Here is an 18,013-nt window from a genome sequence, read left to right on the forward strand (position 1 = left end):
ATCCCCACGTCCCACAGGACGTGATCATCAACGAACAAGATCCACTTTCGCAACAGACCCTAGCCCCGCAAGACCATCTGACCAGCGCTTTCACACCTCTTGTATGGCTCCTCGGGCGGTGTGAAGGTCAGCGATGCGTGCCCTTTTGGGTGCCCTTTGGACCGACCGGAGGGGGACGACACAATCGGCCTCCGGGAGTAGGGTGACCGGCCATTCCCCGGCAGGCGGTCGGTAAGGAGTAACCACGCCGAGGACCACGGAGCGGCGGGGCAGGACCACCCTCCCAAGCCACCTCCGGACCCGTCATGGCCGGCCAGTTACCGGTTACCGGTTACAGGCCCGGAAGGAACCGCCCCGGAGCGCTCTGAGCAGCGCGAGCCAGCACACTCACCGGTCTGTAACCGGTAACCGCCTGACGGGAGCCCCCGCCCTGCCGGGATGATCGGGCGATGACCGAGCGCCGCCCGCTGGGCACCGGACCCGCCACCGCCGAGCCGTCCCGCACACCAGACGCCGATCCGCCGGCGCCGCGCGCGCAGCTCGCCGCCGAACGCCTCGCGTCCGTCCCGGCCGCCGAGCCGAAACCCGCGCGGCCTGCCGCCGGACGCCGCGCCCTCGGGGCGGGCCCCGCTCCGGCCGGGCAGCATCTGCCGGTAGCCATGGGTGCGGCCGCGCCGGGCCGGTGGCGCCGAGCTGGGCGGCGCCGTCCTTGAGCCGGTGGTGGTCGCGGATCACCGGCGTCGGTGACGACGACCAGGGCGAGGGTCGCCACCGCGTCACGGCTCATCATGGCGTGCCCGGGTGGGTGTCGGGGGTGATCGGCGCGGGGTCGGACAGGGCGCCGAGGCTGGTGGTCCACTCGCGCCCGCCGGCGGCAGGTGCGAGTTATGGCTTGCGGAGGCCGGTTCCGCGGTAGGTGCCGGCAATTCTGCGGGTGGTGACGTTGATGCGGTTCCATGCGTTGGCCGATGCGATGGCCATCACCAAGGCCGCCAGGCTCGAATCGTCGAAGTGCTCGGCGGCTTCGTCCCAGACCTGGTCGGGCACGCCGTCCGGGTTGTCGGCGATGCGGGTGGCCGCTTCTGCCAGTGCGAGGGCGGCGCGTTCCTGGTCGGTGAAGTACGGCGTCTCGCGCGATGCAGCCACGGCCCACTGGCGTTCGTCGGTTTCGCCTGACTCATGGGCCCGGTGCGCGTGCAGGTCCACGCAAGTTCCGCACCCGTTGATCTGGCCGGTCCGCAGTCTGACGAGTTCCAGGATGTGCTGCGGGACGCCGCTGCCCTGCAGGAACTGTTCAAGCGCGGTCATCGCCTGGTAGCCCTCGGGCGCAAGGCGGTACACGTCTGCCATCCGTGCCTGCATTGGGTACCCCTGTTCACGACGGTGGACATGGGCGGTCATGGTTTCCCTCGCGTGTCGCTCGGGGGTGGAGGATTGCGATCGGCTGCCGTGGTCGCTGGTACGCGCGGGCTACCGGGCGGCGGTGTCCGCGGGGCGACCGCCGGGGCTTCAGGCGTTATCGGTGCTCGGCGGGCTCCAGTTGTACAACGGCGCGGCTGTGCGGGTGAGCGGGAGCCGGCCGGTGAGGGCGAGGCCGAGGTCACGGACCAGGACGGCCGGTCGGTTCCGGACGGCGACCGCGCGGGCGACGCGCCGGGAGCGATTGGCGATGTCGGTGGCGCGGGGCTGGCGGGCGGCGGTGTAGGAGGCGAGGTCACGTGCGCGTGCCAGGACTACTGCGTCTTCGACTGCCTGGCAGGCACCCTGGCCAAGGAACGGTGTCATGGCGTGCGCGGCGTCCCCCAGCAGGGCCACCCGGCCGGCGTGGTAGGCCGGAAGGGGTTTGGCAATCTCGTACAGGTCGTTGCGCAGTACCGCGGTGGTGGCGGTGGCGAGCAGCTCGGGTATCGGAGTGCACCATCGGCCGAAGCGGCGCAGGAGTTCCAGGCGCTCGTCGCCGTCAGGCGCGGTCTGTCCGGCGGGGGCGAGTGCGGCGGCGTAAAGGTAGAGACGCCGGTCCGGTAGGGGCGCCACGCCGACGAGGGCACCGCGGCCCCACGTCTCGCCGAACGGCACGGGCTGCGTCGGCGAGGGGACGACGGTGCGCCAGGCGGTGAAGCCGCTGTAGCGCGGTCCGGGGTGGCGGGGGAAGAGAGCGGCGCGGGTCGCGGAATGGATACCGTCGGCTGAGACCACGAGATCCGCCTCGAACTCGCCTGCCCCCGTGCGTATGCGTGCCGGCTGTTCCTCGGAGCCCGCGTCGACGACGCGGGCCGGCGTAGAGGTCCGCAGCACACCGGACGGCAGACGGTCGGCCAGCAGACCGATCAGTGACGGACGGGGGACAACAGCCACCGGATCGTCGAATGCCTGCTCGATCCTGGCCAGGTCGGTCCGCGCCAGCCAGCGGCCCGAGGCGCTGCGCAGACCTCCGCCCCCCTGTCGGGCGGCCATGGTGCGCACCTCGTTGCCGACGCCGAGGACGTCCAGGGCCCGTAGCGCGTTGGGCGCTACGCCGAGGCCCGATCCGACCGCCTCCAGCGCGGCCGCGCGCTCGAAGACCGTCACCTCCCAGCCGTGCTGGTGCAGGGCGAGCGCGGCGGAAAGTCCGCCGATTCCTGCGCCGATCACCGCAGCTGGCCGTCGTGCCGCCATGGCACACCCCCTTCACTACAGATGTAGTGACAGTACTACGTCTGTAGTGCGTATGGTGGATGATCGGACCCATGAGAACGCTGCGCGCCGCGCTGATCGCCGACACCGCCATCGCCCTGCTCGCCGAGAAGGGGGCACGCGGGCTCACCCACCGCGCCGTGGACGACCGGGCCGGCCTGCCGCCTGGCACCACCTCCAACCACGCCCGCACCCGCGCCGCATTGCTGGAGGCCGCGCTCACTCGCCTCGCCGAGCGGGAGACGGCTGGCTTCAGCGCATCCCCATCTGCGCAGTCTCCGCGCGTGGGGCTGCGTGAGACCCTTGTCGAGGGCCTGCACACGGCACTCACCAGCGGCCGCCCCCTCACTCTGGCGCGTCTCGAACTCGCCCTCGAAGCCACTCGCAGACCCGAACTCCGGGTCCGCTACGACGCCCTCGGGCAGGGCTTCATCGGCCTCACGGCGGACCTCCTTGCCGCCGCCGGTGCCGCCGACCCGCTGCACGCCGCACACCGCCTCGTCGCCTGGAGCGACGGAATCCTGTTCAACGCCACAGCAGGCTCCGGTCGGGCCAACCCTCCCGGGCGGGCCGAACTGCGTGAGCAAGCCGACGCACTCCTGAACGCCCTGCTCGGACCCGAGACGTCCTGAAGCGGCGACAGCCGCAGAGCGGTTCCGGTCGGCTTCTCGGACCTCTGCTGCCTCGTCGACGCCCTGGCCGACCGGGTCGTCCAGCTTCCAGTCCAGGAACTGCTTGCCGGGGAAGTACGAGCAGGCCCCCTCGCCCACCAGGGCGAGCTGGGCGGAACGAAAACGCGGGAGACAGTCGCACAGCGCGCTTCCCGGGGGTGTCGCGCGCCCCTGGGTCAGGCGGCGAAGCCGATGTTGGTGACGTACTCGTACTGGCCCCACTCCGAGCCGAGGTCCACGACCGCGTCGCTTACCCAGGCGTCGTCCAGGGCCGCGTCGTCGCCGGCCGCCCACGCGGCGACGATCCGGTCCCAGTGCCGGACGTTGAGCGTGCGGTAGCTCAGCGCCCGCTGCCTCGGCCGGGGGACCTGGGACTGGTTGAGCGGGTGGAACTCCACCCGGGTCCCGCGGCCGGCGCGGTTGAGGCGGGCCAGCAGGCTGCGGGCGACGTTGCGCCGGCGCACCGCGCGGTAGGCGGCCTCGATGCGCGCCAGGTTCTGCCGGGACGGGGAGCGTCGCCCCTCCAGCCAGGCCCTCAGGGTGCGGTCGGTGACCGTCAGGCCCGCCTCGCGGGCAGCGGCGCGGGCGTGGTCGGTGCGGGTGAGGTAGTGCAGGCGGGCCAGCAGGCCGCGCCGGACCGTGACGGGTGTGGCGATGAAGCCGGCAAGCGCGTCAAGCTGCCGGGCGACGGCCTCATGGCCCTTGATGCCGCGCGCGCCGAATGCCCCGAACTCGATGTTGCGTTCCGGCATGAGCCGGATCCCTCCCTCATCTGTCGCGTACTGCGATCCTGTGCGCCGATCTGAGCACCTTTCCCGCCCCGCCCCGCCCGGAGCACCGGGGCGAGACTAGAGACGGGCGCTCACCGGCGTCGGTGACGACGACCAGGGCGAGGGTCGCCACCGCGTCATGGCTCATCATGGCGTGCCGGGTGGGTGTCGGGGGTGACCGGGGCGGGGTCGGACAGGGCGCCGAGGCTGGTGGTCCACTCGCGTCCGCCGGCGGCGGGTGCGAGCCAGGCGACCGGGCGTGTGCCCTCGGGGAGGGGGGCGACGGCGCGCAGGATGCCTCTGCGGCCGGTCGCGGTGTCCAGGACCGCCCGGCCGATCCACGGGTGGCGGTGGTGCAGCAGGGCGTCCGTGCCGCTAGCCACGGCGCGTCTCCTGCTGCGCGAGCGGCTCCCACGAGTACCGCACCTGTACGCCCCGCTCCTGGAGCCAGCGGGTCTCACGGTGGCGCAGGTCGGCTGCCGAGTCGGGGGCGATCACGGCGGGCCAGCGCACGATGACGGTGGCGGCCGTGCCCGCTGCCGCCAGTGTGCGTACCCGTCGCCACCCCGTACGGTGCAGCGGTTCGGGGTCCTCGGTGGTCGGGTCGTGGATCACCTCCGCGACCCGCCAGCCGCGCGTCCACGCGTACGCGCGGCCTTCCTCCTCGGCACGCGCCGCCGGGAGTTCCGGGAGGTAGATGCCGCGCTCCGCGCAGACGTACAGCACGGCGGAGCACGGGTCGGGGCGCACGGCGGGCGTGGTCGTCTCCTCACGGGTGATGTGCTCGGTTGTGGCCATATGCGGACGGTAGGGCGAGTACAACGGTCTGTAGGCACACGGAGTGTGTGCATCGTGGTCCGGGCCCGGAGATTCTCAGATGGACGCTCGTGTCATCGGTCGGCGTATCGCGTACTGGCGGGAGCGCAGGCGCCTTACACAGGCGGAGTTGGGCGCGCTCATGGGCAGGGGCCGGCGCAGTGTCCAGGCGCTGGAGCTGGGGGAGCGTCAGGCTGATCCTCGGCTGAGCGTGCTGGAGGAGTCTGCCCGCGCGCTGCGCATCCCGCTGGAGTGGCTGTTGCGGGAGGGCCCCGAGACGTCGAGCGTCGATCCGGTCGAGTTGGAGGTGATCCGGGCGGTACTCCAGCGGTACGACGTGATCACGGGATGCGCCGAGGGCTCCGGCCGGCTCGATGTCGCCGCGCTGCGCCGCCGTGTCGCTCACGGGTGGGATGCCTTCCAGGCCGGGGCGATCGGCAGCCTCGGGCGCCTGGTCCCCGATCTGATCACCGAGGCGACCCGCGCCGCCCGGCATACCGGCGATGATCAACTCGCCGCCTACCGGGCGCTGTCGATGGCGTTGTGCCTCGCCGAGGCGACCGCGATCAAGATTGGCAGCGGGGACGTGGCGTACCTGGCCGGGCACCGCGCCGTGATCGCCGCCGAACGCTCCGGGGCGCCGGTCATCATGGCGACCGCCGCGCGGCACCACGCTGACGCCATGACCCACCATGGGCAGCCTGCCGCCGCCGCCGAGTTCGCCACCGCAGCCGCCGCCCGCCTCGCCCCCGACCTGCTGCGCGCCGGGCCCGAGGGCCTGAGCACGCTCGGCGCGCTCTACCTCAAGGCGGCGATGGCACAGGCCACCGCCGCCGAGCAGGCCGACAGCCGCCGGGCCGCCGCCGCCACGCGCGCCGTGCCCGGCCTGCTCGACCAGGCCGACGAGTACGCCGAACAACTCGGCGACACGGGCGCCCACAATGCCCTGTGGTCCGCGTTCTGCGCCGCGAACGTCGCGCTGTACCGGCTCGCCGCCCACGTTCAGCTCGCCGAGGGAGCCGAAGGGGTCGACGTGGCCCTGGGCATGTCCAAGGCCGATGTCGCCGGGCTGCCCCGCGAGAGGCGCGCGCACCGCCTGGTCGACCTTGCCCACGCCTACACCCTCGACGGACAGCGTGAGCAGGCCGTGACCGCGCTGCTGGACGCCGAGACCGAAGCCCGTGAGGAAGTGCTGCGCCGACCGCGCACACACCAACTCGTGCAGGATCTCGGCCTGTTGGGTGTCGGACGCGCCGAGAGCCGCTTGCGCGCACTGGCCGGGCGCTGTGGACTGCCCGGGTGACACGCACCCTGTATCTGATCTCCAGCGCCGCCCCGCCCGCCCGCCACGTCGACACCGGTATCCGCGCCGCACAGGCCCGCGGCTGGACCGTCTGCCTCATCCTCACCCCCTCCGCCCACCGATGGGCCACCGAGGACGGTGACGGGGAACTGGAGGCCCTGCACGCGCTCACCAGCCACCCCATCCGGCACCAGTACAAACTCCCGTCACAGGCAGACGTACTGCCCGACCCGGACGCACTGCTGGCCGCGCCGGCCACCCTGAACACCCTGACCAAATGGGCCGACGGACACGCCGACACACTCGCCCTCGGCCTGCTCACCGAAGCACTCGGCCTCGACCTGCCAGTCGTGGCCCTGCCGTACATCAACTCGGCACAAGCCCAACACCCCGCACTCCCCCGCGCCGTGACAACCCTGCGCACCGCAGGCGTCCGCGTCCTGCTCAACGACCACCAGGAGCCAACCGGCTTCACACCACACCGCCCGAAACACGGAAACGTGAACGCCTACCCGTGGGATACGGCACTGGACGCCCTGCACTCCGCCCTCCAGGGGCCCTGAACGGCGCCGTGGATGCCGATCTCCCTGTTTGGCAAGGGTTCCGTCAGCCCGCCGGAGATCGGCGCCCACAGGCGTGCTGAAAGGAGGCCCCCGGGGGGTACTGCCGCACATCGACGGCCGGGCAGGACCCCGATCATCAGATCGAGGCTGGTGCCGGGGGCACGCGACGGGGCTAACGGGTGTTGCGTCGGCACAACCCCGGCCGGTGCCGCACGAGCGGCACCGGCCGGGCGTCCAACTCCTCCCAGAGGTGCCCATCGACGCCGGGGGTGCCGACGCTTGCCTTGCGCAGGGGCAGGCGAGGACCCCACCGTCGTCAGCCTCCGTAAGGACGGGCTGCCCAACTGGTTGGACGCTCCAAGTCACACATGAACCGGGCGAAGCCGCAAGGGCACGCGGCGGTCCTCCCTCTGCTGGCGGGGCGCACTCCCGCGCATCGTCAAAAGAACAGCGCACCCTCGGCAGTCCTGTTGCCACTGAGGAAGGGTCGGCGTCCACAGGCTCCCTCGTTCGATGGAACCGTAGGGTTCCATCGCCGCAGCTTGGAGTTGATGCCGCAGGTTGCTCTGCACCACACCCTCACGACGGAACCGTGGGGTTCCATCGCTGCTACTTGGAGTGGAGGCCGACTTTTCGGCTCTCCTCGCACGGTGGTGGAGCTGGACGGCACGGCGCCGGCCTCTCGGGGCTCGCTGTTCGCGGACGGGTGGGATGACGGCGTGAGGGCCGTGAGCGAGGCCCTGGTGGGCATCGCGGACCGGGAGTGGTCCCGGCGCGGCGGCCGGTCGGCTGGGGCCGCTGAACTGGCCGTAGACATCGCGGACGTGAGGCAGCGTGAGCGGGCGGACTTGGTGCGGCTGGAGAAGTTCGTCCGGGAGAGCGTGCTGCCGCATACCCACCCGCACACCACGGCGCGGCGGCGGATGCTGGAGGCGTTGGGCGAGGCCGGCAGTCTGTGCACGGCGCGGACGGTGAACAGCGACGGGGACGTCATCCTCTGCACTCTCGATGCCGGGCACTACGACCCGGACGACAAGCCGCCCTTCAAGGACGGAAAGCCCGGCGGCTGGCACAAGGCGATGCGTCGATCTGGAACGACTCGGGCGCGGCCTGCATTCCGCACGCGGCCTTCTAAACGACTACAGACATTCACGCTCGGGGAGGCAAGGAAATGTCAGCGATTCAGCTCAAGGAACACCAGGTAGATCAGCGTTCCGCGTTTCGCAGGTGGGTGGGATTCCCTGCAAGGTCATCTGTGCCCCCGCAGGGTGCCCGGGGCACGATCGTGTCAGCGACCGGCTCGGGCAAGACGATCACGGCCGCCGCCTGCGCGCTGGAGAGCTTCGCGGACGGCCGGATCCTCGTGACCGTGCCCACCCTGGACCTGCTCGCGCAGACCGCCCAGGCATGACGCCTGGTCGGTCACCGGGCGCCGATGGTCGCCGTGTGCTCGCTGGAGAACGACCCGGTGCTGAAGGAGCTGGGCATGCGGACCACCACCAACCCGATCCAGCTCGCCCTGTGGGCCGGGTCCGGGCCGGTCGTCGTGTTCGCCACGTACGCCTCCCTGGTGGACCGCGAGGACATCGACGCACCCGAGGGCCAGCGGAAGGTTCGCGGGCCGCTGGAGGCCGCTCTGGCGGGTGGCGAGCGGCTGTACGGGCAGCGCGTGGCGGGCTTCGACCTTGCCATCGTCGATGAGGCCCACGGAACCGCCGGTGATCTTGGCCGGCCGTGGGCGGCGATCCACGACAACGCCCGCATCCCGGCGGACTTCCGGCTCTACCTCACCGCCACCCCGCGCATCCTCGCCGCGGCCCGCCCGCAGAAGGGCACCGGCGGCCAGGAGGCGGAGATCGCGACCATGGCCGATGATCCGGAGGGCACGTACGGCGCGTGGCTCGCCGAGCTCGGGCTCTCGGAGGCGATCGAGCGCGAGATCCTCGCCGGGTTCGAGATCGACGTCCTGGAGATCCGCGACCCCTCCCCCGTCCTTGGGGAGTCGGAGGAGGCGCGGCGCGGCCGGCGTCTGGCGCTCCTGCAGACCGGGCTCCTGGAGCACGCGGCGAAGTGGAACCTGAAGACCGTCATGACGTTCCACCAGAAGGTGGAGGAAGCCGCCGCGTTCGCGGACAAGCTGCCCGAGACCGCCGCCGAGCTGTACGTCAACGACGCCACGGACGACGACCTGGCCGCCGCCGACAAGCTGCCGAAGTCCTCCATCGACGCGGAGTTCTACGAGCTGGAGGCCGGCCGCCACGTACCCCCGGACCGGGTGTGGTCGGCGTGGCTGTGCGGCGAACACCTCGTCACCGAGCGGCGCGAGGTCATCAGGCAGTTCGCCAACGGCATCGACGCAGCCGGGCGCCGGGTCCACCGCGCGTTCCTCGCCAGCGTGCGCGTGCTCGGGGAGGGCGTGGACATCACCGGCGAGCGGGGAGTCGAAGCCGTGTGCTTCGCGGACACCCGCGGCTCACAGGTGGAAATCGTGCAGAACATCGGCCGCGCGCTCCGGCTCAACAAGGACGGCAGCACGAAGATCGCGCGGATCATCGTGCCGGTGTTCCTGGAGCCCGGTGAGGACCCGACCGACATGGTCGCCTCCGCGAGCTTCAAGCCGCTCGTGGCGGTGCTCCAGGGCCTGCGCAGCCACGATGAGCGCCTGGTCGAGCAACTCGCCTCCCGCGCCCTCACCAGCGGCAAGCGCAAGGTCCACCTCCAGCGCGATGAGGACGGGCGGATCGTCGCGGCCGGCGGCGAGGGCGACGGCGACGACCAGGAGCAGGACGACACCGACGCCGCGGCCGAGTCCGCCCTGCTGCACTTCTCCAGCCCACGCGACGCCGCGACCATCGCCGCGTTCCTGCGCACCCGGGTCTACCGGCCGGAATCGCTGGTGTGGCTGGAGGGCTACCAGGCCCTACTCCGCTGGCGTAAGGAGAACGGGATCACTGGCCTGAACGCCGTCCCGTACGACACCGAGGTCGAGGTCGGCGTCACCAAGGACTTCCCGCTGGGGCGGTGGGTGCATCAGCAGCGCAAGACGTTGCGCGCCGGCGAACTCGATCCGCACCGCAAAGAGCTGCTGGACGCGCCGGAGGCCGGGATGGTGTGGGAGCCCGGCGACGAGGCATGGGAGAACAAGCTCGCCGCACTCCGGTCCTACCGGCGGGCCACCGGACACCTCGCCCCGCGTCAGGACGCGGTGTGGGGCGAGGGCGAGGCGATGGTGCCGGTCGGGCAACACATGGCCAACCTCCGCCGCAAGGGCGCGAAGGACGGCCTGGGCAAGGACCCCAAGCGGGCGGAGCAGCGCGCGAAGCAGCTGGCCGACATCGACCCGGACTGGAACTGCCCCTGGCCACTGGACTGGCAACGCCACTACCGCGTCCTCGCAGACCTCGTCGACGCCGACGGCCACCTGCCCGACATCGCGCCCGGCGTACTCATGGACGGCGACGACATCGGACGATGGCTCCAACAACAGCGCAAGCCAGGCACCTGGACACAGCTGTCGACCGAACAGCAAGAGCGGCTTTCCACACTGAGCATCAAGCCGCTTGAGACGCCGTCGCCCGCCCCTGCGACTGGGCGGGCCGCGCAGGGCCGGAGCAAGGCACAGCAGGCCTTCCAACGAGGCCTGACGGCCCTCGCACAGTGGGTGGAACGGGAAGGCCCGGACCGGCCCGTCCCTCGCGGCCACGCTGAGGAGATCGTGATCCACGGCGAGATGGAACCGGTGATCGTCAAGCTGGGCGTATGGATCTCCAACACCAAAACCCGGCGCGACAAACTCACCCAGGCACAACTGGACGCGCTGCGAGAGCTGGGCATGCAGTGGGCGTAACGCTCCCGCTGACACGTCGTTGAAGCGGTCGGACACCCCAGAGCGCAGAGAGACCCCGGGCCACAGATGCTCGGGGTCTCGTGCTGTCAGGTTCGAGCTGCGGCTCTGAGCTTTCGCCTGCTCAACTCACGGTTTCCTGAGTGACCTGCACATTGCGCGCCTCTGCCCAGTTCTGCACGCGCTGGCTGTAGCCCTGATTCCAGTAGCGGATGCGGATGGTGCCGTCGGAGGTCGTCTGCAGGGTTTCGGGATACCCGAAGTGCTGGATCAGCCCTGTGGTGAGGGCAGATGTGGCAGCCACGAGGGGTGCCCCATCTTCAGCGAGGTCGTCGAGGTCGAACGCGCCCGTGGCGACGGGCGGCTTGATGATCTGATGGCCCAGCGAGCCTCCGAAGCTACGGTTTTGCACGAGGATTGCCGGGGTCTCTTCGGTGACGGGCCACAGGGTCGCGCGAACTGCCGCGTTGCCACCAGAAGCCGCGCGGTCACGGGCGTGGCGGGCGAGGAAGCGCAGGCCGGAACAAGACGCCGACGACCAGGTCCTCATCACCGATCCGGCTGATCGGCGTGCTCGGGGCGCCCGTCTGTTCTGAGCGGCGATGGTCGATGAACGCGGCGAAGGCGCCGGCGCCGCTCTGGTGCAGTTCGCACGCCAGGTAGGTGGCCGTGGCCGCGTTGGAGTTTCCGTGGGCGATGAGACGGCGACTGCCGACCGAAGTGTTCTGGAAGGTGATGCCTCGCTGGATCACGTGGGGGTCCTTGGCGCGGACTTCCTGCTCGAACTCGTTGAGTGTCTTTTTGTTGAGGACGAAGTCGCCGGCCAGGTCGGGCACGAGCGTGACCGCTACGAAGGTCTGGTCGGACACGTCCAGTCGATCAATCAACTGGCCTTCCAGCTTCGCCAGGTCCTCGAACCGGTTCTGGAAGCCGGCGAAGCGCTCCCGGTACGCCGCTGCAACCTGTGGTTCCGCCAGGTACGTGGTTGTGGTGCCGTACCGGCGGGGGTAGCGCAGACCCTTGTCGACCTTGACGGCGTGTGGCGCCATGGGGCTGCGTGGCACGGCGATGAGGAGGAACCCGTGGCCGGGCCGCTGAGGGTTGTCCACCGGAATCACGTCGATGACCGGCGTCGGGTGGACCAGCTCTGAGACGATCTGCCGGATCCGGTCCTGTTCGGCATTGTCCAGGGCCACCTCGGGGGCTGCGGTGGCCCACGCCTGGTTATCTTCCGCGATCCCGAGGACCAGGACCCCGCCGCTCGTGTTCGCGAGTGCCGCCACGTCACCCGCGAGGTCGCGCTTGGACTTTTCGGAGCGGCCGTACAGCTCCGCCTTGAAGTCCAGGTCGTGGGATTCGGTCACGGTGTTCGTGACGAGCGTGGTGACCTGAGCATGTGAAACAGCGTCCAGCCGGGCTCCGAAGATGCCTTCAAGCCGACGCGAGCGAAGTGCGACCATGCCGTCCGATCCTGCCGGATTTCGACACAGGTGTCACAGGAATTGATGTCGAGACGAACGACGCGAACGACTCCAGGCCGGACGACAGCAGGATCGACAACGTCTCTCTTCACATGGAGGCGCTCAAGGCACGCATGTACCCCGCGCAGTACGACGTCCTGGCCAAGGCCGTGCACGAGACAGCGCACCTGATAGCCGAGGGCCATCAGGCCGGCCCCGTCGGTGACGCCTCACAGTTCACCGATGAGGTGCAGCGGGAGTACGCCACGGTCCTGGCAATCCTCCTGACCGGCCGCATGGACCACCGGCTCGTGGAGATGCCCGGCCCCGACGGCAGCCCCGGCTTCGCCATCGTGGAAGCCTCCGCCGCCGACGACCCGGCGAAACTGCAGGAGCTGCGCGAGGACCATCGCCGCTTCGTCTCCGAGCAGCAGGCCCTCTACAACGAGTTGGACGGCATCGCCCGCGCTAGCGGCCTGAGCGCCGACTGACCACGCCCCGCACAGCTCGACCCCGCCCGGCCGGTGCGCTGGCACCGTCCCCGCTGCCGGTGCCCTCTACGCCGGTCCGGTCGACGTCAGAGGTCCATGCGCAGGCGCTGCGGGGGCCGGTGGCGGCTCAGGAGCCGGGAAACTGCAGGAACGCCGCCTGCACGCGCAGCAGATGCGTCTCCGGACTGGCCTCCTCGTAGAGATCCAGAACCTTCTGGTACCGGCCCGCTTCGTAGTGACGGCGTGCCTGCTCTTCCTTGTCATCCAGGCCGCAGGCGATCGCCAGTTCGGCTCCTTCGCGCAGGGCCTCCCGCTTGGTGGCATAGGCCCACGCGTCCAGCCGTCCGCTGCCGGAGTAGCCGCGGTGTGCCAGCGTCCACACCGCCGGTGCCCGGGTCGTCTCCGTCGTGCCGTCCGGCCGGTGGAGACGCGTCGGCTTCGCGGAGGAAGGCGCCCGCGTCCGGCCAGGCCGGCGGGACGTGGACCTCGCGCAGGGTGTCGACCAGGTCCGGGAAGCGTCCCTGGCGGCGGGCCTGCGCGAGCCGGGAGGACAGCCGCCGGTATATCGACGGGGTGTGCGGCAGCGCGCCCTCGGAGACCAGCCGGTACATGATGTGTTCTCCACCGTTTCCCTGTCTCACGAGACAGGGATGAGCCTTGCGTGAAGACCGGTGGCATGTCCCGAATAGTCGCTGCGAAGTCGGCGAGGCTTGGTCCCACCTGAGACAGCCAGCAGGCTGGTGTCCTCCCAAAGCGGCTGCGCTGCCCATCCGGCCGATCGAGGCGACCCCTTCACTCCTGATCGCTGCCGAATTCAGGAGCCTTCGATCGGCCCGGCCCGATCCCATCCAGGCGCCCGCACGTCGATCGTGAGACCTCCCGGCCTGACCTCCTCACCGCAAGTCCGGCACGTCGACGTCAGATCGAGGTCGTGCTCGGCGTCGTGCCCGGAGCCGGGCCCGCCGCGATGCAGGAAGGCGACCGGCGGAGTGTCCACCGCCCAGCGATCGCCCCAGGCCAGCAGCGCGCGCATCACCGGTGCGAGATCGCGGCCGGCCTCCGTGAGGTGGTATTCGAAGCGCAATGGGCGCTCCCTGTAGGCGCGGCGCTCGACCACGCCCGCCTCTTCCAGTGCGCGCAGTCTGGCGGCGAGGCGGTCGCGGGGGGCGCCGGTGTTGCGGACGATCTGGTCGAAGCGCTGGTTGCCGTAGAAGATCTCGCGGATCGCCAGGAGGGCCCAGCGTTCGCCGACGAGTTGCAGCGCGGCGGCCACGGAGCACGGCCGACCGGGCACTTCGGGGTGCGGAACCAAGTTCTCGCCCTGTTTCGCGTTCGAGGTCACGTCCCCACCATCTCCCGAGTTCGTTGTGTTTTCAAACTTACGCGGCTAGCCTCCGGTTCCATGATAGTTGGAATTTCAAACCCACAATGGGCGTCCCGAGCCGTGTTCGCGACGGTCGCGGCCGCGGTCTTCATGTCGAACCTCGACCTCTTCATCGTCAACGTGGCCCTCCCGGCGATCGGCCGCTCGTACGGCGGCAGCGGCCTCGGCTCCCTCTCCTGGGTCCTCAACGGCTACGCGATCGTCTTCGCGGCGCTCCTCGTAGTCGCCGGCCGCGTCGCCGACCGCTCCGGCCACAAGCCGGTCTTCCTGACCGGATTGGCGGTGTTCACCCTCGCCTCGGTCGGCTGCGCACTCGCTCCCAACGTCGGGACGCTGGTCGCCGCACGGCTCGTACAGGCCGCCGGCGCCGCGCTGTTGATGCCGACGTCGCTCGCGCTGCTGCTCGACACGACGGCGCCCGAGAAGCGCGCCGGGGCGGTGCGGGCCTGGGCGTCGATCGGCGGGATCGCCGCCGGACTCGGACCGGTGGCCGGCGGGCTGCTGGTCGAGGCCGGATGGCGCTGGGTGTTCATCGTCAACGTGCCAGTGGGAATCGCGACGATCGCGCTCGGTGTCAAGGTGCTGCCGTCGCCCGGACGCACCAGGGCGGAGAAGAGTCCGCTGCCCGACCTGTTCGGCGCCGCCCTTCTCAGCGGATCGATCGCAACGCTCGCGCTCAGCCTGGTCAAGGCTCCTGACTGGGGTTGGGCGAGCGCCGGCACCCTCGGCGGCCTGGCTGCCGCGGTGCTGCTCGGCGTCTGGTTCGTCCTGCGCTCGGCCCGCCACCCCGTGCCGATCATCGAGCTGCCGCTGCTCCGGGTTCCGGCGTTCGCGTCCGCCGCAGCCGCCCTGACGCTGTTCACCGTCGCGTTCGCCGGAATGCTGCTCGGCTCGGTGCTGTGGTGCCAGGGCGTGTGGGGCTACTCGGCTCTGCTCACCGGCCTCGCCATCGCGCCGGGACCGTTGCTGGTGCCACCGGTCGCGTTGCGGATCGGTCCCGCCGTCGCCAGATTCGGTGCGGGCCGCATCGCGCTGGCGGGAACCGTCCTGTTCGCGGCCGGCATCCTGTGGTGGGTCGCGACGCTCGACACCGGCTCGGCCTACGCGGCCTCGCTCCTGCCCGGCATGATGCTGACCGGCCTCGGCGTCGGCATGACGCTCCCGGTCCTGACCGGGGTGTCGGCGGCCGCCCTGCCGCCGGCCCGCTTCGCCACCGGCTCGGCCATCACCTCGATGGGCCGCCAGATCGGCGCGGTCCTCGGCGTCGCGATCCTGGTGGGCATCCTCGGCACCCCGGCCCCCGGACACGCCGTCGCCGCGTTCCAGCGCGGCTGGTACGCGGTCGCCGCGGCGTCCCTGCTCGCCGCGTGCGCGACGGTCCCGCTCGTCCGCAAGCCGCGACCGGCCGCCGCCAAGGCCGCCGACGTCGAAGAGGCCGCGAAGGCCGGCGCCGCCTGAGGAGCGAGTCCCGTCCGTCGATGGACGGGACTCGCACTCGCCCGAAGGGCCGCTAAAGGGCCGCGCTCTCAAGAGCGCGGCACCCGTGAACCCGAATCAGTTCGCACGCGGAGCGGCCATGCCCCTGCCGTGCCAAGAAGTGAGAGCGGTGAGACACCCTCAAACCATACAAAGAACACCTGGCGCAGCGTGACCTTCATCGGCGCGTACCCGTTCACGATCTCCCGCGTCCGGTCCACCACGGACGGCCACCGCACCCGCTCACGCGCCATACCGGTACCGGTTTGGTGGGTGCACACCTTCGGTCCCACCTTCGGTCCCCCGCTGGAAGCAACCGTCCAGCCGACGGTTCAGCCACCGCTTGGTGCAACCTTCTCCGATGCGAGCGCGGCCTCCAGCCGATCCAGGCGTTCGTAGAGGGCGCGGACTAGGCGGGCGCGGTTCTGGACGCAGTGCACGGTGCCCTCGATCGTCGTGGACAGCCGGCCTTCTGCCTCGCGCAGGACGACGTCGGCGAGCGCCTTGGGGCCGCTGTCCTTGGGCAGTTGGTCGGCGCGGCGTCGGACGTCGGCGGCGACCGCGCGGGCGTGGCCGGTCAGTTGGAGGGCGATCTGCTCCAAGTCGCGGGCGGTGAGGGTGTCCTCGCCGGTCCACGCGAGGACGGCTTTGACGAGGCACTCGTACGGTTCGCGATCGAGCGGGAGCCCGGCTTCGATCAGGCCGTCGGGGTCGTACAGGACCGTGTGACTGCTGGTGTGCATGGCGGGCCTCGCTGCCGGGAGCGTCGTGTGCGGGTGGCCGGCGGTCACCGCTGGGGGTCCTCGCCGCCGTCGGCTCCGTCGGCCTGGTCCTCGTTGTGCTGGCCGAGAAACCGGGCGAAGCCGCGGTCCGCGCGGGCGAGCAGGGCCGGGGAGGGGACGCCGTAGGCGGGCGACTGAAGGCCGCGGCCCTCCGGGGCCGGGGCGGTGCTGTCGGTGTGTACGCGCATGAGGCCCCGCCTCTCCGGCTGGTGGTCCGTCGGTACCGTCGACGCTACGCACCTGTGGTCCGCGCTCTCAACGAAGTTGCGGAGAATTGCGGAGGTTCACTCCAGGGCGTCCATCGCGGCCGCGATGAGCGCGCGGGCCGCGTCCCCGTAGACGGCCATCTCCGCGAGGCCGGCGAACGCCTTCAGGTAGTCGGCGAGCTCGCGCGGCTGCGTCACCTTGATCTCCGCCGTCAGTGTCTCCACCACGGCCATCGTGTCGTCGTGGATTGCGCAGCGCCGAGATCCGTATGCCCTTCGGCTCCAGCAACTGCTTCGCCTCGCCGTGGCCTCGCCGGGTCAGCACCCACACCTGCCGCTGGTCCTCCCGTACCAACTCGATCCTCACCAGGTGGTGGTCCTGAAGATCCAGGAGGTTGTCCCGCGTGAGCTTGTCGTGCCGGTTGTCCGGACGGGTCAGCTTCCACAACTGATCGGGCGTAGCCCGCTGGAAGATCCCCAGCGCTTGCAGCAGCTCCCTCCGCCTGGGCTCTGTCGAGTTCTTCCTGTGAGTAGGACGCCTTTGGACATGAGGGTTGTCGGACCTGCGGCGACCCTCTGTCCGGTTGGTCTGACCCGCGGAAACTCCCGGCTCTTGGCAGCGGGGCGCGGAGGGGGTGATGGAGGGGTCCGCGGAGGAGGCCTGTCCGGTCCGGTCAAGAGGCTGCTCGGGCTCGTCTGCGGTGCTCACCACAGGGTGCTCCCAGAAGGTGGGGCGGGCCCATCACGCCGTTCACCTTCTACAGGTGCGGCTCTCGGCTCTCGTGTGACGCCGGCCCTTGAAGAACCTCTCCGCCGTGACCGCATCGTGATCAACCTGAAGGGGGAGAACTCTCCCCCGTCGGCGCCGGACTCTGTCCACAGGGCCGCGATCCGATCACCGGTTGTCGAAGCCGCTGCGATCAGCGGGGCGGCCCGTACGTTGAGGAGCCGACATGCCCGACACCACGCCGCTCACCCCGATGACCCCGCCCGCGGCCATCAGCGCCTTCAGCTACCTCCGGGCCGTCCAGGCCGACGACACCGGTGCCGCCCGCGAGTTCGCCGGCGCCGAACCGCGGATGCCCGAGCTGCTCGTCGACGTCGCCGAACGCATCGTCGTCCCGGTCACCGCGCTGCCCGGCCCGGAGGCCGGCGAGCCGTGCGCGGACACCTTCGCCCTGGAGGCCCTCGGACGCGCCTTCGTATGCGGATCTGGGCGCAGGCCGGGCCGGACACGGCCGAGGGCATCGCCCGCGCCGTCATCGACTTCGCGCAGCAGTTCCTCACCGAGGACCACGAGGAGGACTGCTGCAGCGAGGGTAAGGCGGGTGATGTGTTGACGGAGGCCGCGGTGCCGAGGTGGCGCATCAGGTGTCGACCTACGAGGCCTACCCTGCTTGACCGCCAGCCATCGTCGCCTCACCCCCGGAACGCCCTCGTCTCACCGCTGCGCCCCCTGAGCGGCAGCGTCTCTGGCGTGGGCGCCGTGCCGGTATCGGCTCCGTCCCTGGCTGGGCCACATGGACTTGAGTGCTCGCTCGGGCCGCAGAGTCCAGGACGGGGTAGCGGCGAGG

19 protein-coding genes and 2 pseudogenes are annotated in these 18,013 nt (G+C 70.8%); 9 read left to right on the forward strand and 12 right to left on the reverse strand.

Features of this window, described 5'->3' with window-relative positions; translation table 11 throughout:
• Nucleotides 1-449 precede the first annotated feature (449 nt).
• Nucleotides 450-713, forward strand: a complete 264-nt coding sequence (locus IE294_RS43915) for a hypothetical protein (protein WP_189894943.1) — start codon at nucleotides 450-452, stop codon at nucleotides 711-713.
• Between the two features lie 172 nt (nucleotides 714-885).
• On the opposite strand, the gene IE294_RS43920 is transcribed toward IE294_RS43915, so the two are convergent.
• On the reverse strand, nucleotides 886-1,401 hold the full coding sequence (locus IE294_RS43920; protein ID WP_229918060.1) for a carboxymuconolactone decarboxylase family protein: 516 nt from the start codon (nucleotides 1,399-1,401) through the stop codon (nucleotides 886-888).
• A 108-nt stretch (nucleotides 1,402-1,509) separates the two neighbouring features.
• Nucleotides 1,510-2,655 carry an FAD-dependent monooxygenase gene (locus IE294_RS43925; protein ID WP_189894944.1) on the reverse strand — a complete coding sequence of 382 codons (1,146 nt, stop codon included), beginning with the start codon at nucleotides 2,653-2,655 and terminating at the stop codon, nucleotides 1,510-1,512.
• 71 nt (nucleotides 2,656-2,726) lie between these two features.
• On the opposite strand from IE294_RS43925, the gene IE294_RS43930 reads away from it, so the two are divergent.
• Entirely contained in the window at nucleotides 2,727-3,305 is a 579-nt protein-coding gene (locus IE294_RS43930) for a TetR/AcrR family transcriptional regulator (RefSeq protein ID WP_189894945.1), read from the forward strand.
• Nucleotides 3,306-3,520: 215 nt separating this feature from the next.
• Here the strand turns inward: IE294_RS43930 and IE294_RS43935 are convergent, their stop codons facing one another.
• The 3 genes from IE294_RS43935 to IE294_RS43945 all read right to left on the reverse strand — a co-directional run bounded on the left by IE294_RS43935 (nucleotide 3,521) and on the right by IE294_RS43945 (nucleotide 4,912).
• Nucleotides 3,521-4,096: a transcriptional regulator gene (locus tag IE294_RS43935; protein ID WP_189894946.1), complete on the reverse strand. Its 576-nt coding sequence runs from the start codon at nucleotides 4,094-4,096 to the stop codon at nucleotides 3,521-3,523.
• A 155-nt stretch (nucleotides 4,097-4,251) separates the two neighbouring features.
• Nucleotides 4,252-4,497 carry a hypothetical protein gene (locus tag IE294_RS43940; RefSeq protein ID WP_189894947.1) on the reverse strand — a complete coding sequence of 82 codons (246 nt, stop codon included), beginning with the start codon at nucleotides 4,495-4,497 and terminating at the stop codon, nucleotides 4,252-4,254.
• Nucleotides 4,490-4,912, reverse strand: coding sequence for a hypothetical protein (locus tag IE294_RS43945; RefSeq protein ID WP_189894948.1), 423 nt, complete (start codon nucleotides 4,910-4,912; stop codon nucleotides 4,490-4,492). The genes IE294_RS43940 and IE294_RS43945 overlap by 8 nt, the downstream gene beginning before the upstream one ends.
• Before the next feature lie 79 nt (nucleotides 4,913-4,991).
• Here IE294_RS43945 and IE294_RS43950 point away from each other — a divergent pair, with 79 nt between their 5' ends.
• The 4 genes and pseudogenes from IE294_RS43950 (at nucleotide 4,992) to IE294_RS43965 (ending at nucleotide 10,643) form a co-directional block, all read left to right on the forward strand.
• Nucleotides 4,992-6,233: a helix-turn-helix domain-containing protein gene (locus tag IE294_RS43950; protein WP_189894949.1), complete on the forward strand. Its 1,242-nt coding sequence runs from the start codon at nucleotides 4,992-4,994 to the stop codon at nucleotides 6,231-6,233.
• Nucleotides 6,230-6,796: a flavoprotein gene (locus IE294_RS43955; protein ID WP_189894950.1), complete on the forward strand. Its 567-nt coding sequence runs from the start codon at nucleotides 6,230-6,232 to the stop codon at nucleotides 6,794-6,796. The genes IE294_RS43950 and IE294_RS43955 overlap by 4 nt, the downstream gene beginning before the upstream one ends.
• Before the next feature lie 650 nt (nucleotides 6,797-7,446).
• Complete coding sequence (locus tag IE294_RS43960; RefSeq protein ID WP_229918062.1) at nucleotides 7,447-8,001, forward strand: hypothetical protein; 555 nt, start codon at nucleotides 7,447-7,449, stop codon at nucleotides 7,999-8,001.
• Nucleotides 7,968-10,643, forward strand: a pseudogene (locus IE294_RS43965) (helicase associated domain-containing protein). Before IE294_RS43960 ends, IE294_RS43965 begins: the two are co-directional and overlap by 34 nt.
• A gap of 121 nt (nucleotides 10,644-10,764) precedes the next feature.
• Here IE294_RS43965 and IE294_RS43970 read toward each other — a convergent pair.
• Entirely contained in the window at nucleotides 10,765-11,190 is a 426-nt protein-coding gene (locus tag IE294_RS43970) for a hypothetical protein (RefSeq protein ID WP_189894951.1), read from the reverse strand.
• Nucleotides 11,129-12,100, reverse strand: coding sequence for an AlbA family DNA-binding domain-containing protein (locus IE294_RS43975; RefSeq protein ID WP_189894952.1), 972 nt, complete (start codon nucleotides 12,098-12,100; stop codon nucleotides 11,129-11,131). The genes IE294_RS43970 and IE294_RS43975 overlap by 62 nt, the downstream gene beginning before the upstream one ends.
• A 113-nt stretch (nucleotides 12,101-12,213) precedes the next feature.
• Between IE294_RS43975 and IE294_RS43980 the strand changes: the two genes are divergently transcribed.
• Nucleotides 12,214-12,591: a hypothetical protein gene (locus IE294_RS43980; protein WP_229918065.1), complete on the forward strand. Its 378-nt coding sequence runs from the start codon at nucleotides 12,214-12,216 to the stop codon at nucleotides 12,589-12,591.
• A 127-nt stretch (nucleotides 12,592-12,718) separates the two neighbouring features.
• Here the strand turns inward: IE294_RS43980 and IE294_RS43985 are convergent, their stop codons facing one another.
• Both IE294_RS43985 and IE294_RS43990 read right to left on the reverse strand, forming a co-directional pair.
• Complete coding sequence (locus IE294_RS43985; protein ID WP_229918067.1) at nucleotides 12,719-12,973, reverse strand: hypothetical protein; 255 nt, start codon at nucleotides 12,971-12,973, stop codon at nucleotides 12,719-12,721.
• Nucleotides 12,974-13,405: 432 nt separating this feature from the next.
• Entirely contained in the window at nucleotides 13,406-13,933 is a 528-nt protein-coding gene (locus IE294_RS43990; protein ID WP_229867481.1) for a winged helix-turn-helix transcriptional regulator, read from the reverse strand.
• Between the two features lie 102 nt (nucleotides 13,934-14,035).
• Here IE294_RS43990 and IE294_RS43995 point away from each other — a divergent pair, with 102 nt between their 5' ends.
• Nucleotides 14,036-15,433 (forward strand): MFS transporter, encoded by a 1,398-nt coding sequence (locus IE294_RS43995; RefSeq protein WP_229918069.1) that lies wholly within the window; start codon nucleotides 14,036-14,038, stop codon nucleotides 15,431-15,433.
• 350 nt (nucleotides 15,434-15,783) lie between these two features.
• Here the strand turns inward: IE294_RS43995 and IE294_RS44000 are convergent, their stop codons facing one another.
• The 3 genes and pseudogenes from IE294_RS44000 to IE294_RS44010 all read right to left on the reverse strand — a co-directional run.
• A complete protein-coding gene (locus tag IE294_RS44000; protein WP_189894954.1) occupies nucleotides 15,784-16,194 on the reverse strand; it encodes a DUF6415 family natural product biosynthesis protein in 411 nt (136 codons plus the stop codon).
• A gap of 44 nt (nucleotides 16,195-16,238) precedes the next feature.
• A complete protein-coding gene (locus tag IE294_RS44005; RefSeq protein WP_189894955.1) occupies nucleotides 16,239-16,421 on the reverse strand; it encodes a hypothetical protein in 183 nt (60 codons plus the stop codon).
• Between the two features lie 96 nt (nucleotides 16,422-16,517).
• A pseudogene (locus tag IE294_RS44010) lies at nucleotides 16,518-16,688 on the reverse strand (transcriptional regulator); the annotation flags it as partial.
• Between the two features lie 704 nt (nucleotides 16,689-17,392).
• Between IE294_RS44010 and IE294_RS44015 the strand changes: the two are divergent.
• Entirely contained in the window at nucleotides 17,393-17,779 is a 387-nt protein-coding gene (locus IE294_RS44015) for a hypothetical protein (RefSeq protein ID WP_229918071.1), read from the forward strand.
• The last annotated feature ends 234 nt before the right edge of the window (nucleotides 17,780-18,013 follow it).

The sequence above is a fragment of the Streptomyces canarius genome (assembly GCF_014650735.1).
Taxonomy (GTDB): Bacteria; Actinomycetota; Actinomycetes; order Streptomycetales; family Streptomycetaceae; genus Streptomyces; species Streptomyces olivaceoviridis.